The following is a 16,421-nucleotide window of genomic DNA, read 5'->3' on the forward strand; positions in this document are numbered from 1 at the left end:
GGTTGCGCAGAGGTTACGGCAGTTGCCCCTCCAGTCCATTCAGGTAGTCGCCGAAGCCCTGGCGGGCGCGGCTGTCCCGGCGACTGCTGGTGGCCACGCTGTGCGCCGCCGTCCAGACGATCTGCGCGCCACTGGCCTCGAGGGCCAGCACCAGTTGCACATCTTCGTGGGCCGGCAATGGCTGGAATCCGCCGACGCGCTCATAGGCCTTGGCGCAGACACCCAGGTTGGCGCCGTGAATATGCCGATGGCCGTCCCGGGCCTGGTAACGGCTGCGGTACAACTGGCGCAGGGCGGCGCCGTGCCAGGGTTGCCAGCGCTCGATGTGCACCGTGCCGCAGACTGCGTCGGCATGCCATTGCAGTTGCGACACCAGCCAGTGCTGGGGCACGCGACTGTCGGCATCGGTAAAAGCCAGCCACTGCGCCCCGCGCTCGATCATCCACGCCGCGCCCAAGCGTCGGGCAATGCCGACGTTGCCAGCCTCCAGCTCCAGGGTGTGCACGCCATGACGGCGAGCGATGCGCGCGCTGGCATCGACGCAGCGATCGAGGACCACCAGCACCTCGACCACCAGGCCCGCCGCCTCGGCCCGCGCCACCGCCAGCTTGACGGCGGCCAGGCAGTGCCCGAGGCGGCGGGCCTCGTTGTGGGCCGGAATGATGACGGCGATCATGGGCAGGTCTCGTCCAGGTCCACGACGCTGGGTTGGCACGACCAGTACTCGAGCAGGAAATCCGCCTCCTCGTGGCGCAGCAACGGGTACAGCGGCAGGTGTCGGGCCAGCAGGGCATGGACCTCACGGCCATCCTGCGGGCAACCGGCGATGGGATGGCGCCAATGGCAGGCCAGCAGGCCGCCGTCATGGCTCAGGCTGGCCGCCGATTGCTCGATCACCTGTAGCCAGTCGGTGGGGTCCAGGTAGTAGCCGATCTCGCTGAGCACGATCAGGTCGAACTGCCCGCCCGGCCAGTCGCCCGGCAGATGTCCCTGTTCGACGCGGGCATGGCTCACGCCTGCCAGCCGTTGGCGGGCCAGGGCCACGGCGGTGGCGTCGATGTCCTGGCACAGCAGGTCGGCGCAGCGCTCGGCCAGCAGGACGCTCAGTTCGCCGTTGGCGCAGGCCGGCTCGAACACGCGCGCGTAGCACTGGCGCGGCAGGCTGGCCAGGGCCAGGTCGCGCTTGCGTCGTTCGTACCAGCGGGTCCGAAACGCCCACGGGTCATCGCTGGCGGCATACAGGTTGGCGAAGTACTGCGCGTCGAGGCTCATGGCGACTCCATTGACAGGAAGACCAGTTCGAAGGGTTGCAGCAGGCAGGTCTGCAGCTGTTCGGGCAGTACCGGCGGATGATCGCCATCGGGCTGCAACTGGCTGGCATGGGCGGCGAGGGCCTCGCGCTTGCGCGCCAGGCGCGTTTCGTCGAGCTGGAGACGATGTGCCTGGGGCCAGGGTAGGCGTGGATCGTCCGGAGTGGCCCAATGCCAGGCCCACACCGGTACCTCGGCCAACTGCGCGCGGCGTGACTGGGCCGCCCTGGCGCAGGCACGGCCGGCCGCTTCATGATCGCAGTGCCCATCGCCACGCCAGGTGGTCAGCAGCAGGTCGTCGGGCTGGAGCAACTGCTCCAGGTGCGTGACGAGGAACGCCTCATCGCGGGGCAGGACGCCGTCCTTGAGGTTGAGCCGTCGCCAATCGACGCGGTTGAGGTCCAGCTCCAGCTTTTGCAGGGCCTGGCGGCTCTCAAGGGGGCGCTGATGGCGCAGGCGGTGCTCGGTCCATTGGCTGGAATGCGGATGGCTGGCCTCGCCGTTGGTGGCGGAAATCAGCACCAGGTCCTGTTCCCGGCCGTGGAAGCTGGCCAACAGGCCGCCGGCCATGAGGATCTCGTCGTCCGGGTGCGGCGCCAGCAGCACCAGCCGTCTGCCGGGCGGGCACAGTCGGTCCGGCGTAAGCCAGGTGGCGCGTGCCAAGTGCGCGGATTGCTGCCAGGCGCTCCAGGGCGTGCCGTCAGCGGCCTCAATCAGATTCTGGCTCATAGTTGCCATGTTCCTGCAGGCATGTCGGTCAGTTGCCGCCCCAGTTCGGCCAGGTCGCGTTCAGCGTGGCTTTGCCGCAGGTATACCGGCAGGTCGGCGCTGAGGCGGGCGAAGTGGCTGCTGCAACAGAACGGCGTGGCGCCCAGCGCCCGGCCGACGTGCTGGATGACCAACTCGACCGCCTGCTCGACCTGAGCGCGGGTGTGGCGTACCTTGAAACTGGCATCGTCGCCTGGGTGCCGGTCGATCCAGGCGGCGCATTCGCGCAGGGCGGCGCGGGCTCCGAACAAGGCCGCATCGACGGCGCCCAGGTGGGCGTCGGCGTGTGGGTCGGGCCGGGGTTTGCGGCAGTGTTCGCGCAGGTAGTCCGCCAAGGCTGCGGCCGCGCCGTACCAGCAGGCGGCGATGCCCGCGCCCCCGTGCCAGAAGCCTGGGCGGGACAGGTACTGTCCGGGCTCGCCGATGGCCAGCCCTGGCGAGTCGTCGAACGTGATGGCGACACTGGCGGTGGCGGCCATGCCAACGGCCTGCCAGTGGTCGGCCTGGATACGCTGGCTGGGATGGCCCAGCTCGATGGCCACCAGTTGAGGCTGGTCGTCCTGCCAGGCGGTCAGCAGCGCACGGTCGATCTGCAATGCCCCCGAACACCAAAACTTGCGGCCTTGCAGGCGAACCTGCTCGCCGTTCCGTTCGACGATGAGGGTGCGGGCATCCGGCGGCTCGGCAGCCCACACGCCCCAGATTCCGTCGTATGCATGATGGGCGGCGCCGCATTCGGCGAGGATCGCCAAGGCGTCGGTATGGCCTTCGTAGAGCTTGGCCAGGCTGAGATCGCAAGCAGCGACCCGCGCCAGGGCCCGCCAGCGCTCCAGGGTCCGCCCCTGGCCCGGCAAGGGGAGCAGGTCGAGGTGTTCGCGCTGCAGAGCCTGCAGCAGTTCCGGCAGCAAGGGTTCGAGTTCGAGAGGCTGCGAACGGGCAGCAAGCCGGTGTAGCAGTTGATCGAAGTGAGTCGATTCCATCAGGCAATCCCCAGTTGCTTGCGCATGCGCACGGTGATCGACTGACGGGTGCTGGCCATTTCGGCCCACGGATCGTCCACCTCGGCAAGCCGGGCCTGCAGGTTGCCGATGTTCCATTGGTTGGCGCCTTTGAGCTGAGTCAGTTCCTCACGCCAGATCGGCACCGACACCGGCAGGCCCTCGCGGGCGCGCAGCGAGTAGGCGGCGACGGTGGTGGCGCCCTTGCCGTTGCGCAGGTAGTCGATGAAGATCCGCCCGACCCGGTTCTTTGGCCCGGACACGGCGCTGAGGCGATCGGGGAACAGGCCGGCCATGTGCTGGACCAAGGCATGGCTGAAGTCCTTCACTTCGTCCCAGCCGGCGCGCCGGGTCAACGGCACGACGAGGTGCATGCCCTTGCTGCCGCTGGTCTTGAGAAACACCTTCAGGCCCAGTTCGTCGAGCAAGGTGAGGGTCAGCTGGGTGGCCTCGAGCATGGCCTTCCAGGGCAGTGCGGGATCAGGGTCGAGGTCGAGCACGAAGCGGTCGGGCTTGTCGAAGTCCTTGGTGGTGGCATTCCAGGTATGCAATTCCAGTGTGTTCATCTGCACCGCGCCCAGCAGGCTGTCGGCGCGGTTGAGCACCATGGCCGCCTGGCCGGCCTGGGCCTTGCTGTAGCTGAGCACGTGGGGAATATGCAGCTGGCCGGCGTTCTTCTGGAAGAACAGCTCGCCGCCCAGGCCATCTGGTGCTCGGACCAGGGCGACAGGCCGATCCTTGAGCTGCGGCAGCAGCCGGTCGGCGACCTGGGCGTAGTACTGTGCGACCTGGCGCTTGGTGGCCCCGGTGGTCGCGTCGACCACGCGCTCGGGGTGGGTCAGGCGCAGGTTGCCCAGGCCCTCGGGTCGTGTCTGTGCTGCACGCTTGGCGGGCATCGCTCGCTCCAGGTCGATGGCGGTGGCGGGTTTGTCGTCGCGCAGACCGTGGAACACCGAATGGCGCACGATGCCTTCGCGAGTCATCTGGGCGTAGGCGACTTCCGCCAGCAGTTGCGGTTTGAGCCAGTGCACGCCGCGGGCTTCGGCCCCGCTGGGGGGGCGAGCCAAGGGCGGCTTGGCGGTCTGCAGCGGTTTCAAGCGGGCGAGGATGCTGTCCAGGGTGGCGGCGCTGAAGCCGGTGCCGACCTTGCCGGCGTAGCGCAGCTGACCGCTGTCGTGGTCGTGCAGCGCCAGCAGCAGGGCGCCGAAGCCGTTGCGACTGCCCTTGGGGTCGGTGTAGCCGACAATCACGAATTCCTGGCGCTGCTTGCACTTGAGCTTGATCCAGTCGCTGCTGCGTCGGCCGACGTAGGGGCTGTCGGCACGTTTGCCGATCAGCCCCTCGAGTTCCAGCCGACAGGCGCTGTCGAGCAGCGAGTCGACCGGCTCCTTGAAGTCGGCTGAATACCTGAGCAGTGGCGAAGCGTTATCTTCCAGCAGTTTGGCCAGGGTGTCGCGACGCGCCTTTAGCGGCAGTTCGCGCAGATCCTCACCGCCCAGCCAGGGGAGGTCGAACAGGTAATAGGTGATACGTTCGTCGTGCTTGGTGTCGAAGGCATTTTGCAGGGCCTGGAAATCGGCTGCACCGTTGTCGCCGACCACCACCATTTCGCCGTCCAGCCATGCCGCGTCGAGCCCCAGTGCCTTGAGCGCCTCGACCTGGCGGGGCATTTTCGCGCTCCAGTCGTGGCCATTGCGGGTGAACAGGCGTATGTCGTCACCGTCGATGCGGGCCAGGATCCGGTAGCCATCGAACTTGACTTCGTAACGCCAGTCGCCGCTGGGCGGGGAGTCGACCAACGTGGCCAGTTGTGGCTGGAGCAACGCCGGCAGTGCTTTGCGGCCGGCCTTGCGTTTGCGCTTGGAAGCGGTTGTCTTGGTCGGGTGCCGCGGTGGCAGGGTGCGCTCGCTCAGCACGCTGTCCGGCAGGGCCTCGACGATGCGGTAGTCGGTTTCGCTGCGCGCCTGTCCGTCATGGGACTTGACCAGCATCCACTGCTCTTTCTTGCCGGCCAGGTGGGTGCGGAACAGGTTCCAGACGCCCGACAGCTTCTCGCCTTGCAGGCGAAAGCGCAGTTTGCCTTTGGCATAGGCTTCACGCGGATCGCCTTCGGGCTCCCAGATACCCCGGTCCCAGACGATCACATCACCGGCGCCGTAATGGCCTTCGGGTATGCGTCCTTCGAAATCGGCGTAGTCCAATGGGTGATCCTCCACGTGCACCGCCAGGCGCCGGACTTTGGGATCGAGCGAGGGGCCCTTGGGGATCGCCCAGCTCTTGAGGGTGCCGTCGAGTTCCAGGCGGAAGTCGTAGTGCAGGTGGCTGGCATCGTGTTTCTGGATGCAGTACTGCAGCGCGTGGGCCGAGCGTGGCCTGGCGCGCTTGCCAGCCGGCTCGGGCGTGGCGTTGAAATCGCGCTTGCGCTGGTACTCCTGCAGGGGCTTGGCCATGGCGGGCTCCGGGAGGGTTCGGGTCTCAAGATTGGGAGGCGGCGGCGCGGCGTTGAGTTCAAAAAAACGCGCGCGGCGGTGCTTTGTGAAGAAACTCTGAATCATTGCTTCCTAGGGGCAGTCGACCGTGTGAAGCCCACTGATGGAGAACGTTAATGCCTAGACCCGATGACCCAAGACCGCAGGTGGAGATCGACGCCACCGAGGACCGCATGGGCAGTGTCCACGAGCTGGATTTCAGCGAGCGCCGCGATGAACGCCACGGGCGTGTCGGCGACGAGCGTCCGGCGCGCGAGATCGCCGAGGACTACCCGCCCCGGCGTGTCGCTGAAAGCGGCCTGACCGGTGGCGAGACCCTGAGCGACAGCCTGCACGAGGACAATGTCACCCTTGACGACCTGAGCCCGGACACACTGTTTGATGAAACCGGTGCTCGCGATCCGCATGAGCCAGGCATGGGTGGCGGACCTGCCGACCAGACCCTGCGCCAGGTGGACGCCCACGAGATCGGTGGCGGCATCGGCCTGGATGAGGCAGAACTCGCCCGCTCGGCGCCGTTGGACGGTGAGCCGTGGACCGACGACGTGGAGCCTGATGACGATAGGAGAGAGCCGTGATGAATGAGCAACGCTGTTCTTGCAACCACTGTTCTTGCACCGTGGATGCCAATGCCGTGGTCCAGGATGGCAAGGCCTATTGCTGCGAAGCCTGCGCGACGGGGCATCGCAATGGGGAGCCGTGTCGTATGGCGAACTGCAAATGTGGAGAGATGACCCAACCGAAGGAGAGTAATGTCGATAACGCGCTGGATGAAACATTCCCGGCGAGTGATCCTATATCGCCATAAGGTTCTTTCACTCTCGACGGCCCTTTCGTTGGAATCTCCGGCGAAGGAAAGTTATTACATCAACATGCCGCCGATCAATAGCAACTCTGTTGATCTTGATCTTGATCTTGATCTTGATCTTGATCTTGATCTTGATCTTGATCTTGATCTTGATCTTGATCTTGATCTTGATCTTGATCTTGATCTTGATCTTGATCTTGATCTTGATCTTGATCTTGATCTTGATCTTGATCTTGATCTTGATCTTGATCTTGATCTTGATCTTGATCTTGATCTTGATCTTGATCTTGATCTTGATCTTGATCTTGATCTTGATCTTGATCTTGATCTTGATCTTGATCTTGATCTTGATCTTGATCTTGATCTTGCTTCTAAGTGCGCGATAGTTCAGGCGACGCCAATTGCGACTTCAGGAGGCCGAGCGGAGTTCTTGCGGAGGGAGGTGACGGGCGTGGATGCCCGTCAAGCGCTGCGCCCCAGGATGGGGCGTTCAGCGCGGTCCTCCCGGGAGCAAGAACGGAGCGAGGGAACCCCGGAGCGAAGCGTAGGGGCCGGATGAATGGAGCGAGGATTTTTTGGTGACTTTTTGATCCTTCAAAAAGTTACCCGCCGTAAGGGCGGAAAGGTGACTTTGCGTCACCATCGCAAATGAATGCGCATATAATTGTCAAAACACATGCTTTAAAAGTCAAAGTCAAAGTCAAAGTCAAAGTCAAAGTCAAAGTCAAAGTTGGTCGGTGCTGGTATTAACAGTTGTAAGTGCATTCATTCGCGATGTCGACGCATAGTCACCTTTTCGCCCTTACGGCGAGTTCCTTTTTGAAGGATCAAAATCTATGGTCACCCCGTTTTCTGCAATACTGTTCATCAGATGAAATGGATGGCTTGCGTAAATCTATCCGGCGTCTGATGGGCTCGTATCCGCCCGCGCCACGATGAGCGTTCGCACCTGACAATCCTTAAAAAGTAAGCGGCTTCCAAGAGCCATTTTTGATCCCAGGATCATCGTCAGGCCGATCGGCCGTTTGTTTCATCTGTTGTACAGCTATCGCAAAACCTGATGGTGAAACACGGTGCAGCACTACGGGGTCAGGCGTTCATGGCGCCTGGCTCCGTTTTATATTGCGTGTGCCGAGTGGTAATGGCCCAAGCGATGCGTGCCAGTTTGTTGGCCAACGCGCAGGCCACCACGTTGGAGTGACGTCGAGCGAGCAGTGAGCGCACCCAATCGGCTAATGGGCCTTTCTGGTACTTCAAACGCATCAGGTAAACCCGTGCGCATTGCACCAGCAAGCGTCGAAGGTTCTTGTCGCCGCGCTTGCTAATCCCCAGCAAATTCTGTCTGCCACCGGTACTGTACTGACGGGGCACCAGACCTACAGAGGCCGCAAAGTCCCGGCTACTGCCGTATTGCTGGCCATCGCCCATTTCCACAGCCAGCAGGCTGGCGGTGATCGGTCCGACACACGGAATACTCAGCAAACGACTACCCAGATCATCGTCAGTCAGCTGGCTCACCAGCTCTTCGTCCAACAACTTGATCTGCTCGCTCAGGTAGACGAAATGCTCATGTAGCCGCTGCAACAATGCGACAAGACGTACAGGCAAGTCGTGCTCTTCAAGCACAGAAGCGAGGCGTTTGACCACTGCCAGTCCGGTCGGCAGGCTGACGCCGAATTCGAGCAGGAACCCATGCATCTGGTTCACCGTCTTGGTTCGGTCGCGGATCAATGATTCACGCATCCGATGAGAAACAGAGAGCGTTTGCTGCTCAGGCGATTTTGGCGTCACAAAGCGCATGGAAGGCCGGGAAGCAGCTTCGCAGATGGCTTGCGCATCAACGAAGTCGTTTTTGTTGCTCTTGACGAAAGGCTTAACAAACTGAGGCGAGATCAGCTTGGCTTCATGCCCCATCGCCGTGAGTTCTCGAGCCAGATAGTGCGAACCGGCACAGGCCTCCATCACCACCGTGCAGGGAGGATGATTGGCCAGAAACCGCATCATCTGCAGCCTTGAGCACTTCTTGCGCGATACCTCTTTGCCGAACTTGTCCTGGGCATGCAGGTGGAAGGTATGTTTGCCGATGTCGATGCCGATCAGTGTCACGGTGCTCATGATGACGGTCTCCGAAGAAAAAACACCCTGCGAAAGCGTACGCCTCGCAGGGTGCCGGGGTGACCATCTCATTAAGGAACCAAAAAATCCTCGCTCCATTCATCCGGCCCTCCGCTTCGCTCCGGGTCCCCTCACTCCGGCCTTGCTCCCGGGAGGACCGCGCTGCAGGGCCCATCCTGGGCCCCAGCGCTTGACGGGCATCCATGCCCGTCACCTCCCTCCGCAAGGCCTGCGTTCGGCCTCCTGAAGTCGCGAAAGTACGGGCGGCGCCTGGACTGACGCAGCTGTCGCTAGTCGACGGTGAAGTTGGACATACGGATGTCAAGATCAAGATCAAGATCAAGATCAAGATCTGCATCAGTATGAATGGCGACGCAATCTTGCAAGAGGGTGCGGTCAGGGTGGCGCTCATGCGCCCAGAACCGCTAATCGCTAATGCAGGATCTGCTTCAGAAACGCCTGTGCCCGCGCGGTCCTGGGCTGCCCGAAGAATACCTCCGGCGAACTGTCCTCGATGATCCGCCCGCCCTCGAGAAACAGCACCCGCTCGGCCACCTGCCGGGCGAAGCCCATCTCGTGGGTGACGCAAAGCATGGTCATGCCGGTGCCAGCCAACTGCACCAGCACATCCAGCACCTCGGCCACCATCTCCGGGTCGAGCGCCGAGGTCGGTTCGTCGAACAGCATGATCCTCGGTTTCATGCACAGCGCCCGGGCGATCGCCACCCGCTGCTGCTGGCCGCCGGACAGCTGGCTGGGGTACTTGTGCGCCTGGCTCTCGATGCCGACCTTGCTCAAGTAGAATCGCGCCCGTTCCTCGGCCTCCCGGCGCGACAGGCCGCGCACGCTCATCGGCGCCAGCAGGCAGTTGTCGAGCACGCTCATGTGCGGGAACAGGTTGAAGTGCTGGAACACCATGCCGATCTCGCTGCGCACCTGGTCGGCCTGGCGGCCTTTGCTGGCCAGGTCGATGCCGGCGACATGGATGCTGCCCTGCTGGGCGATCTCCAGGCGGTTGATGCAGCGGATCAGCGTCGACTTGCCCGAGCCCGACGGGCCGCAGAGCACGATACGCTCGCCCTCGCGTACCGACAGGTCGATGTCGTGCAGCACATGGAAGGCGCCGTAGTGCTTGTTCAGGCCCTCGATGCGGATCAGCTCCGGGCGCTGATCGGGGGCAGGGTGCAGGCTGGCAAGGCTCAGGGGGGCGGTCATCTTGTTGTTCTCCCGCTCAAGGTTCAGTCGAAACGTGCGGCGCTGTAGGGCGCAGGGTCGGTGAAGGGGCGCTCGCCGGTCATCAACTCCGCCAGCAGGCGGCCACTGACCGGGCCCAGGGTCAAGCCGTGGTGGGCATGGCCGAAGTTGAACCACAGGTGTTTGTGCAGGGGCGCCGGGCCGATCACCGGGCGCATGTCCGGCAGGCAGGGGCGGCGGCCCAGCCAGGGCTTGTCGTCCAGGCGCTCGCCCAGGGCCGGGAACAGCCGGCGTGCCAGGGCCTCGCAGCGGCGTAGCTGGATCTCGTTGGCGGCGGCGTCGCTCGCCGCGAACTCGATGCCGGTGGTCAGGCGCACGCCACGGGCCATCGGCGCCAGGACGTAGCCGCCCTGGGTGTCGCAGATCGAGTGCCCTAGCTCGGCGCCGTAGCGGGTGGCGTAGTGCATGTGGTAGCCGCGTTTGATGCCAAGTGGAAAGCGGTAGCCCAGCCGCTCGTAGAGGTCGGCCGACTGCGGGCCGAGGCAGGCCACCACTTCGTCGGCGATCACGCTGCCGCGACGCGTGTCCAACTGCCAGCCATCCTCGACCTGGCGCAGGCTACGGGCGTCGCCGTGGAGGAACTGCCCCCCGCGCTGCACGAACAGCGCCGCATAGCCACGGGTCAGGCCGCCGGGGTTGCTCACTGTCTTCGGGTCGAGCCAGTGGATGCCGCCGATCACGCCACCGTCCAGTTGCTGTTCGCGGGCCTGCAACTGTTCGCGTTCGAGGATCTCGTACTGCAGGCCGTAGCGGGTCAGGCCCTTAAGGTCGCGCTTGGCCTGTTCGAACAGCGCGGCATCACGGTACACCTCGATCCAGCCTTTGGCCTGTACCAGCCCCTGCAGGCCGGCGGCCTCGATCAGCGCATCGTGTTCCTCGACGCTGCGCTGCACCAGCGGCAGCATGTCGGCGGCGGCCTGGGCCAGTTGCCCGGGGGCGGACTGGCGCCAGTAGCTGAGCAGCCAGGGCGCGGCCTTGGGCAGGTGGGTCAGGCTGTAGCGCACGTCGGGCTGGCGGTTCAGGCCATAGCGCAGCAAGGCACTCCACTGGCGCGGGAAGGCGTAGGGGATCACGCTGGAGCGCTCGATAAGCCCGGCGTTGCCATGGCTGGTGCCGCTGCCCGGTTCGTCGCGGTCGACGAGGATCACCTGGCGTCCGCGGGCCTGCAGGTGCAGGGCGGTGCTGACGCCGACGATGCCGGCGCCCAGGACGATGATCTGGCAATGCATGGAAGGATTCCTTCAATCAGTTCAGGTGGCGGCCCAGGCGGGCCTCCAGGTGTTTCAGGGTGCGCCGGACCACCTCGACGATCAGCAGGTAGAGCACCGCCGCCCACAGGTAGATCTGGAAGTCGAAGCTGCGCGAGAAGGCCAGCTTGGTCACCCCCATCAGGTCGTAGAGGGTCACCAGCGAGGCGATGGCGCTGGCCTTGATCATCATGATCAGTTCGTTGCCCAGCGGGCCGATGGCCACCAGCAGCGACTGCGGCAGCACCACCTTGAAGAAGGTGGTCGAGCGCTTGAGGTTGAGGGCCTTGGCGGCCTCGTACTGGCCCGGCGCGACGGCCATCAGGCTGGCGCGGAAGATCTCGGCCTGGTACGCGGCGGTGTTGAGGGTGAAGGCGAGCAGGGCGCAGTACCAGGCCTCGCGGAAGAACCACCACAGCCCCAGGTCCTGCCAGAAGCCCTTGAACGAACCAAGCCCGTAGTACAGCAAAAACAACTGCGCCAGCAGCGGCGAGCCGCGGAAGAAGTACACGTAGCCGGCGGCCAGGCGTCGCAGCACGAGGCTCCGCGACATCCGCGCCAGGGCCAGGAGCATGCCCAGCAGCGCGCCGAGGGTGAAGGAGATCGCCACCAGCTTGGCGGTGACCAGCAGGCCATCGACGAAGCGCGCGCCGTAGCGCTCCAGCAGGTCGGGGTCAAGCACGTAGGCCAGCAGTTGCTCCGGGCTCATGGGCGGGCTCCTTGCAGATGGCGGTTGCTGCGCCGCTCCAGCAGGGCGAAGACCCTGCCCGACAGCGCCGAGAACAGCAGGTAGACCAGGCAGGCGACGCCGTAGAACAGCATCGGTTCCTTGGTCACGCTGACCGCCAGGTTGGTCTGGCGCATCAGGTCGATCAGCGAGATGGTCGAGACCAGCGAGGTGTCCTTGAGCAGGCTCAGCCAGTTGTTCGACAGGCCCGGCAGGGCGATGCGCGTCAGTTGCGGCAGCACCACCCTGAAGAACCCTGTGCGCTTGCCCAGGCCCAGGGCCGCGCAGGCCTCCAGCTGGCCCTTGGGCAGGGTCTTGAAGGCCATCAGCCAGATTTCGCTGGAAAATGCGGCGAACACCAGGCTGAAGGCGGCCATTGCGGCAAGGAAGGTGTTGATCAGCACCTCGCCCTCGTAGCCCAGCGCGGCGAGGACCTTCTGCGCGGCGATCTGGCAGCCGTAGTAGATGATCAGCAGGGTGAGCAGTTCGGGCAGGCCGCGAAACACCGTGGAAAAGGTGGTGGCCCAGGCCCGCGGCAGGCGTTTGCGCGAGCGCGCGGCCAGCGCCACCAGCAGGCCCAGCGGCAGGCCGATGGGCAGGCAGGCCAGGGCCAGCGACACGGTCACCAGGGCGCCGGCCAAGAGCGCCTGGCCCCAGCCGCCGCTGGCGAAGGAGAGCAGGGAGAGTTGATCGAGCATGTGTAACCCCCAGGATACAGGCGACCCCGTGGGAGCGGGCTTGCCCCGCGATAGCACCTGATTGACGAAGGACACCATCGCGGGGCAAGCCCGCTCCCACGAGATTACTGGTAGATATCGAAGGCGAAGTACTTGCTCGCGATCTTCTGGTACGTGCCATTGGCCACGATTGCCGCCAGGGCCTCGTTCAACCGCGTGCGCAGGACCTCGTCATCCTTGCGCACGGCAATCGCCGCGTCGGCCTTGGTACCGTCGACGTCGCCGAGGATCTTGCAGCAGTCCTTGCCATTCTTGTTCAGCCATTCGTGCAGCGGGAACTTGTCGGCGATCACCCCGTCCAGGCGCCCGGCGGCAAGGTCGGCATTGGCCTCGTCCAGGGTCGGGTACAGCTTCACGTCCGCGCCGGCCTTGCCATACACGTCCTCGGCGTAGATCGCCTGGGTCGAGGCGGACTGGGCACCGACCGTGTAGCCCTTGAAATCGGTCTGTGCGTCGCTGATCGTGCTGTCCTTGGCGACTGCCACGGTCAGCGGGGTGCGGTAGTAGCGGTCGGTGAAGGCGATCTTGCGGCGCCGCTCCTCGGTGTCGATCATCGAGGCCACCACCGCGTCGTACTTGCGCGCCATCAGCGCCGGGATGATGCCTTCCCAGTCCTGGGCCACCAGGGTGCACTCGACTTTCATCTGCTCGCACAGGGCATGGGTGATGTCGATGTCGAAGCCGTGCAGCTGGTTGTTCGCATCGACGTAGTTGAACGGCGGGTAAGCGCCTTCAGTGGCAAAACGCAGAGTCTCGGCACTGGCGCCGGCCGCCAGCAGCAGGGCGCACGCACCCACCACAGCCATGGTTCCTTTCATCTCGCACCTCGGTAGTTGCACTCTTGCTATTGTTGTTTGCCCGCCGGCCACGAGGTGTAGCCGACGAACTCGTTATGTAGAGCGGCAGTTGCTTCCAAGCGTCTTTCAACATCCGGTCCGAGCTTCTTGCAGACCTCGTTGACCATCAGGTGCACCCACGACAGCATGGTCGCGGTGGATTCCCAGAACAGGTTGAATTCGGTGGGGATGCGGAACACCTCGTCGGCGTTGGCATCGGCCCAGTCACAGAAGGTGTCGGTGACCAGGGTCACCGGGATGCCCAGCACGCGGGCCTTGTGGCACAGCTGCAGGGCATGACGGGAATAGCGGCGCGCTTCGAACACCACCAGCGCGCAGTCCTGGGGGCGCCCCAGCAGCACCTCGGCGAAGTGCCCGGCGCTGCCGTCGACCAGTTGCACGCCGTCGCGCAGGTATTGCAGCAGGTGGCTCATGCACATGGCCACGCCACGTTCGGTCTGAAAGCCGGCGACGAACACCCGCGGTTTTTCCGCCAGGCGCCGGGCCACCTGCTGCCAGGCTTCGCCGCGGCTGTATTCGTGCACGCGTACCAGCGCGGCCATTTCCAGCTCCAGGCTGCCCGAGCGCTGGTCATCCTCGGGTTGCTGGCGGAACTCCTGCAGGCGGTCGCCCACCAGCCAGGGACCGTCGCCCAGGTCGTTCTGCAGGTCCTGCTTGAGCGCCTTGAGGTGCGCGTAGCCCAGCGAGCGACAGAAGCGGCCGACGCTGGATTCACTGACGCCCAGCTTGGCGGCGATGCTGGCCGAGGTCTGGAACGGCAGTTCGTGGAGGTTGGCGAGCATGTAGCTGGCGATCTGGCGGCCCGAGGCGGCTGCGGTGTGCAGGCTGCTTTCCAGGCGTTGCTTGATCGATCGGCTCATGGTCGGTTCCGGTTGATTTCTGGCGTGGAAGCCAAAATGGCTGTTTTCTGTCATCAAGTCAATATTTGACAGATAGCTGTCATTGGCGGGAAAGTCTGTGCAGTTGCGCTGTAGCGAATCCAATTCCAAGAAAGGAGCTCCAGATGTCTTCACCTTCCACCGGCCCTGTCGTGCGCGTGCCTTTTAACGAACTGCAGGCGTTGCTGCAGTCGATCTTCGAGCGTCATGGCTGCAGCGCGGCGGTGGCCGCCGTGCTCGCCCACAATTGCGCCAGTGCCCAGCGCGACGGTGCCCACAGCCATGGGGTGTTCCGTATTCCCGGTTATGTCTCGACCCTGGCCAGTGGTTGGGTCGATGGTCGCGCCGAGCCACAGGTGAGTGATCTTGCGCCGGCCTATGTGCGAGTCGATGCCAAGGGCGGCTTTGCCCAGCCGGCATTGGCCGCAGCCCGCCCGCTGCTGGTGGAGAAGGCGCGCAGGGCCGGCATCGCGGTGCTGGCGATCCACAACTCGCACCATTTCGCCGCGCTGTGGCCGGATGTCGAACCGTTCGCCGACGAGGGCCTGGTCGCCCTGAGCGTGGTCAACAGCATGACCTGCGTGGTGCCACACGGTGCGCGCAAGCCGCTGTTCGGCACCAACCCCATTGCTTTTGCCGCGCCTTGCGCCGGGCATGATCCGATCGTCTTCGACATGGCCACCAGTGCCATGGCCCATGGCGATGTGCAGATCGCCGCGCGGGCGGGCGAGCAACTGCCGCCGGGCATGGGCGTGGATGCCGAGGGCCGGCCGACCAGCGACCCCAAGGCGATTCTCGAGGGCGGCGCCTTGCTGCCGTTCGGCGGGCACAAGGGCTCGGCGCTGTCGATGATGGTCGAACTGCTGGCGGCGGCGCTGACGGGCGGCAATTTCTCCTGGGAGTTCGACTGGTCCGGGCATCCGGGAGCCAAGACCCCCTGGACCGGGCAGTTGATCATCGTGATCGACCCGAGCAAGGCCGAGGGCGAGCGCTTTGCGCTGCGCAGCCGTGAACTGGTGGAACAGATGCAGGCAGCCGGGTTGACACGGATGCCGGGCGAGCGGCGTTATCGCGAGCGTGAAGTGGCTGGGCGAGAAGGGGTGGCGTTGAGTGAGCGGGAGTGGGGGGAGTTGCGGGGGTTGGCGGGCTGAATTGGCCTCATCTGGATCGGGATGGGGCGCAGGTCCTCAATCCCGATCACGATCAAAAAAGTGCGAGCGGTCAAACAGCAGGGTCGTGCCGAGCACGACGAAGAATAGAGCCCATTGCCCACCATCGAGATTCATGAACTCGCGTTGCCCCAGCTGTGAACAAGTGCTGATGCCCGCCACCATGAAGACGATGTACAGGATTCTGCGAAGCAGTACTGACCTGCAAAGCCAGTCGAACAGAAGGACTGCGACCGGCAGATAGATCAGCAGGTAAAGCATGGTCATGAATGCCTCCTCTATCGGTTTCGCTCATACCAACTCGAGCGTTCGAACAGCAGAGGAAATCCGGCGAGTGAAAAGAACAGGCCCCATGCCCCTCCATCCCAGTAAAGAACCTCCTGGGCACCGAGTTGGGTGCAAGCGGTGATGCCTGTGATCTGGAAAACCAGGTAGAGCCATCTGCGCACCAGAATCGGCTTGCAGATCCAGTCGAGGAACCAGCCTGTCAGTGCAGTACATACAGCCAGGTAGATGTAAGGCATCGTATGGTCCTTGTCTTTGGACGCGCCCTTCACAGGCCTTTGGCGAGAAGGCAATTGATCGCGTGATGGCGGCCAAGTGTTTGGCGATGGTCTTGCACCGCTCTCGAGATCGAGCGCCGCCCGCGCGGCGCATCGCGGACAAGCCCGCTCCCACATCTGTTTCGGGCCAGTCAATCCTGTGCCATTACCTGGTCCGCCTTGTTTGTACGACGCGGTTTTTGCGTGGTCGCTACCGCCGCTCCACATGACTCAAGACATGCACCAAGGCGGACAACCATGGCCTGGCAGGGTTGGCACGTTGCAACAAATGTGGGGGCGGGCTTGTCCCGCGATGCGCCGCGCGGGCGGCGCTCGATCTCAAGATCGCTGCTACTCTCCAGTCGTACTAGAGAATCAACAGGGACAATGACAGGCAGTTACATCGAGCGCCTATTCATCCGTTTCCGTAATTGATGTGGGAAATGTCTTTGCGTCGTGACCCCCGCTCTTGCGCCCCTGCATCGACTCCTTGCACATCGGTGATGTTCCTGACGCCTCACT

18 protein-coding genes are annotated in these 16,421 nt (G+C 64.0%); 4 read left to right on the top strand and 14 right to left on the bottom strand.

The annotated features are described in order from the left end of the window. Nucleotides 1-13 precede the first annotated feature (13 nt). From VUG52_RS13335 to ligD, 5 genes are read right to left on the bottom strand one after another with little or no spacing between them, the layout of a single operon-like run. On the bottom strand, nt 14-676 hold the full coding sequence (locus tag VUG52_RS13335) for a glycosyltransferase (protein WP_050705665.1): 663 nt from the start codon (nt 674-676) through the stop codon (nt 14-16). Further along, nucleotides 673-1,272 carry a class I SAM-dependent methyltransferase gene (locus VUG52_RS13340; RefSeq protein ID WP_050705666.1) on the bottom strand — a complete coding sequence of 200 codons (600 nt, stop codon included), beginning with the start codon at nt 1,270-1,272 and terminating at the stop codon, nt 673-675. Before VUG52_RS13340 ends, VUG52_RS13335 begins: the two co-directional genes overlap by 4 nt. Continuing rightward, on the bottom strand, nt 1,269-2,039 hold the full coding sequence (locus tag VUG52_RS13345) for a PIG-L deacetylase family protein (RefSeq protein WP_331833099.1): 771 nt from the start codon (nt 2,037-2,039) through the stop codon (nt 1,269-1,271). Before VUG52_RS13345 ends, VUG52_RS13340 begins: the two co-directional genes overlap by 4 nt. Then, nucleotides 2,036-3,058: an acyl-CoA dehydrogenase gene (locus VUG52_RS13350; RefSeq protein ID WP_050705668.1), complete on the bottom strand. Its 1,023-nt coding sequence runs from the start codon at nt 3,056-3,058 to the stop codon at nt 2,036-2,038. The genes VUG52_RS13345 and VUG52_RS13350 overlap by 4 nt, the downstream gene beginning before the upstream one ends. After that, complete coding sequence (gene ligD / locus VUG52_RS13355; protein WP_050705669.1) at nt 3,058-5,526, bottom strand: DNA ligase D; 2,469 nt, start codon at nt 5,524-5,526, stop codon at nt 3,058-3,060. Before ligD ends, VUG52_RS13350 begins: the two co-directional genes overlap by 1 nt. Before the next feature lie 155 nt (nt 5,527-5,681). Between ligD and VUG52_RS13360 the strand changes: the two genes are divergently transcribed. From VUG52_RS13360 to VUG52_RS13370, 3 genes are read left to right on the top strand one after another with little or no spacing between them, the layout of a single operon-like run. Beyond that, nucleotides 5,682-6,143 (top strand): hypothetical protein, encoded by a 462-nt coding sequence (locus VUG52_RS13360; RefSeq protein WP_050705670.1) that lies wholly within the window; start codon nt 5,682-5,684, stop codon nt 6,141-6,143. Then, nucleotides 6,143-6,373 carry a metallothionein gene (locus VUG52_RS13365; protein ID WP_262952502.1) on the top strand — a complete coding sequence of 77 codons (231 nt, stop codon included), beginning with the start codon at nt 6,143-6,145 and terminating at the stop codon, nt 6,371-6,373. The genes VUG52_RS13360 and VUG52_RS13365 overlap by 1 nt, the downstream gene beginning before the upstream one ends. Continuing rightward, nucleotides 6,318-6,932, top strand: a complete 615-nt coding sequence (locus VUG52_RS13370) for a hypothetical protein (protein WP_331833101.1) — start codon at nt 6,318-6,320, stop codon at nt 6,930-6,932. Before VUG52_RS13365 ends, VUG52_RS13370 begins: the two co-directional genes overlap by 56 nt. Before the next feature lie 530 nt (nt 6,933-7,462). On the opposite strand, the gene VUG52_RS13375 is transcribed toward VUG52_RS13370, so the two are convergent. From VUG52_RS13375 to VUG52_RS13405, 7 genes are all read right to left on the bottom strand, one after another. Beyond that, a complete protein-coding gene (locus VUG52_RS13375; RefSeq protein WP_050707629.1) occupies nt 7,463-8,488 on the bottom strand; it encodes an IS110 family transposase in 1,026 nt (341 codons plus the stop codon). Nucleotides 8,489-8,920: 432 nt separating this feature from the next. Next, nucleotides 8,921-9,703 (bottom strand): amino acid ABC transporter ATP-binding protein, encoded by a 783-nt coding sequence (locus tag VUG52_RS13380; RefSeq protein ID WP_050705672.1) that lies wholly within the window; start codon nt 9,701-9,703, stop codon nt 8,921-8,923. 23 nt (nt 9,704-9,726) lie between these two features. Next, nucleotides 9,727-10,971 (bottom strand): NAD(P)/FAD-dependent oxidoreductase, encoded by a 1,245-nt coding sequence (locus VUG52_RS13385; RefSeq protein WP_050705673.1) that lies wholly within the window; start codon nt 10,969-10,971, stop codon nt 9,727-9,729. Between the two features lie 16 nt (nt 10,972-10,987). Continuing rightward, nucleotides 10,988-11,698: an ABC transporter permease gene (locus VUG52_RS13390; RefSeq protein ID WP_050705674.1), complete on the bottom strand. Its 711-nt coding sequence runs from the start codon at nt 11,696-11,698 to the stop codon at nt 10,988-10,990. Continuing rightward, nucleotides 11,695-12,414: an ABC transporter permease gene (locus VUG52_RS13395; RefSeq protein WP_050705675.1), complete on the bottom strand. Its 720-nt coding sequence runs from the start codon at nt 12,412-12,414 to the stop codon at nt 11,695-11,697. The genes VUG52_RS13390 and VUG52_RS13395 overlap by 4 nt, the downstream gene beginning before the upstream one ends. A 104-nt stretch (nt 12,415-12,518) precedes the next feature. Beyond that, nucleotides 12,519-13,271 carry a transporter substrate-binding domain-containing protein gene (locus VUG52_RS13400; RefSeq protein WP_050705676.1) on the bottom strand — a complete coding sequence of 251 codons (753 nt, stop codon included), beginning with the start codon at nt 13,269-13,271 and terminating at the stop codon, nt 12,519-12,521. Between the two features lie 26 nt (nt 13,272-13,297). Continuing rightward, nucleotides 13,298-14,170, bottom strand: a complete 873-nt coding sequence (locus VUG52_RS13405) for a MurR/RpiR family transcriptional regulator (protein ID WP_050705677.1) — start codon at nt 14,168-14,170, stop codon at nt 13,298-13,300. A 143-nt stretch (nt 14,171-14,313) separates the two neighbouring features. Here VUG52_RS13405 and VUG52_RS13410 point away from each other — a divergent pair, with 143 nt between their 5' ends. Continuing rightward, entirely contained in the window at nt 14,314-15,339 is a 1,026-nt protein-coding gene (locus VUG52_RS13410) for an Ldh family oxidoreductase (protein ID WP_220690026.1), read from the top strand. A 36-nt stretch (nt 15,340-15,375) separates the two neighbouring features. On the opposite strand, the gene VUG52_RS13415 is transcribed toward VUG52_RS13410, so the two are convergent. Continuing rightward, the gene (locus VUG52_RS13415) at nt 15,376-15,624 is read right to left on the bottom strand and encodes a hypothetical protein (RefSeq protein ID WP_050705940.1); all 249 of its coding nucleotides are present in this window, start codon (nt 15,622-15,624) and stop codon (nt 15,376-15,378) included. An 11-nt stretch (nt 15,625-15,635) separates the two neighbouring features. Next, nucleotides 15,636-15,881, bottom strand: a complete 246-nt coding sequence (locus VUG52_RS13420) for a hypothetical protein (protein ID WP_050705939.1) — start codon at nt 15,879-15,881, stop codon at nt 15,636-15,638. Nucleotides 15,882-16,421: the final 540 nt, after the last annotated feature.

The organism is Pseudomonas sp. LH21 (assembly GCF_036549575.1).
GTDB classification, from domain to species: domain Bacteria; phylum Pseudomonadota; class Gammaproteobacteria; order Pseudomonadales; family Pseudomonadaceae; genus Aquipseudomonas; species Aquipseudomonas peradeniyensis.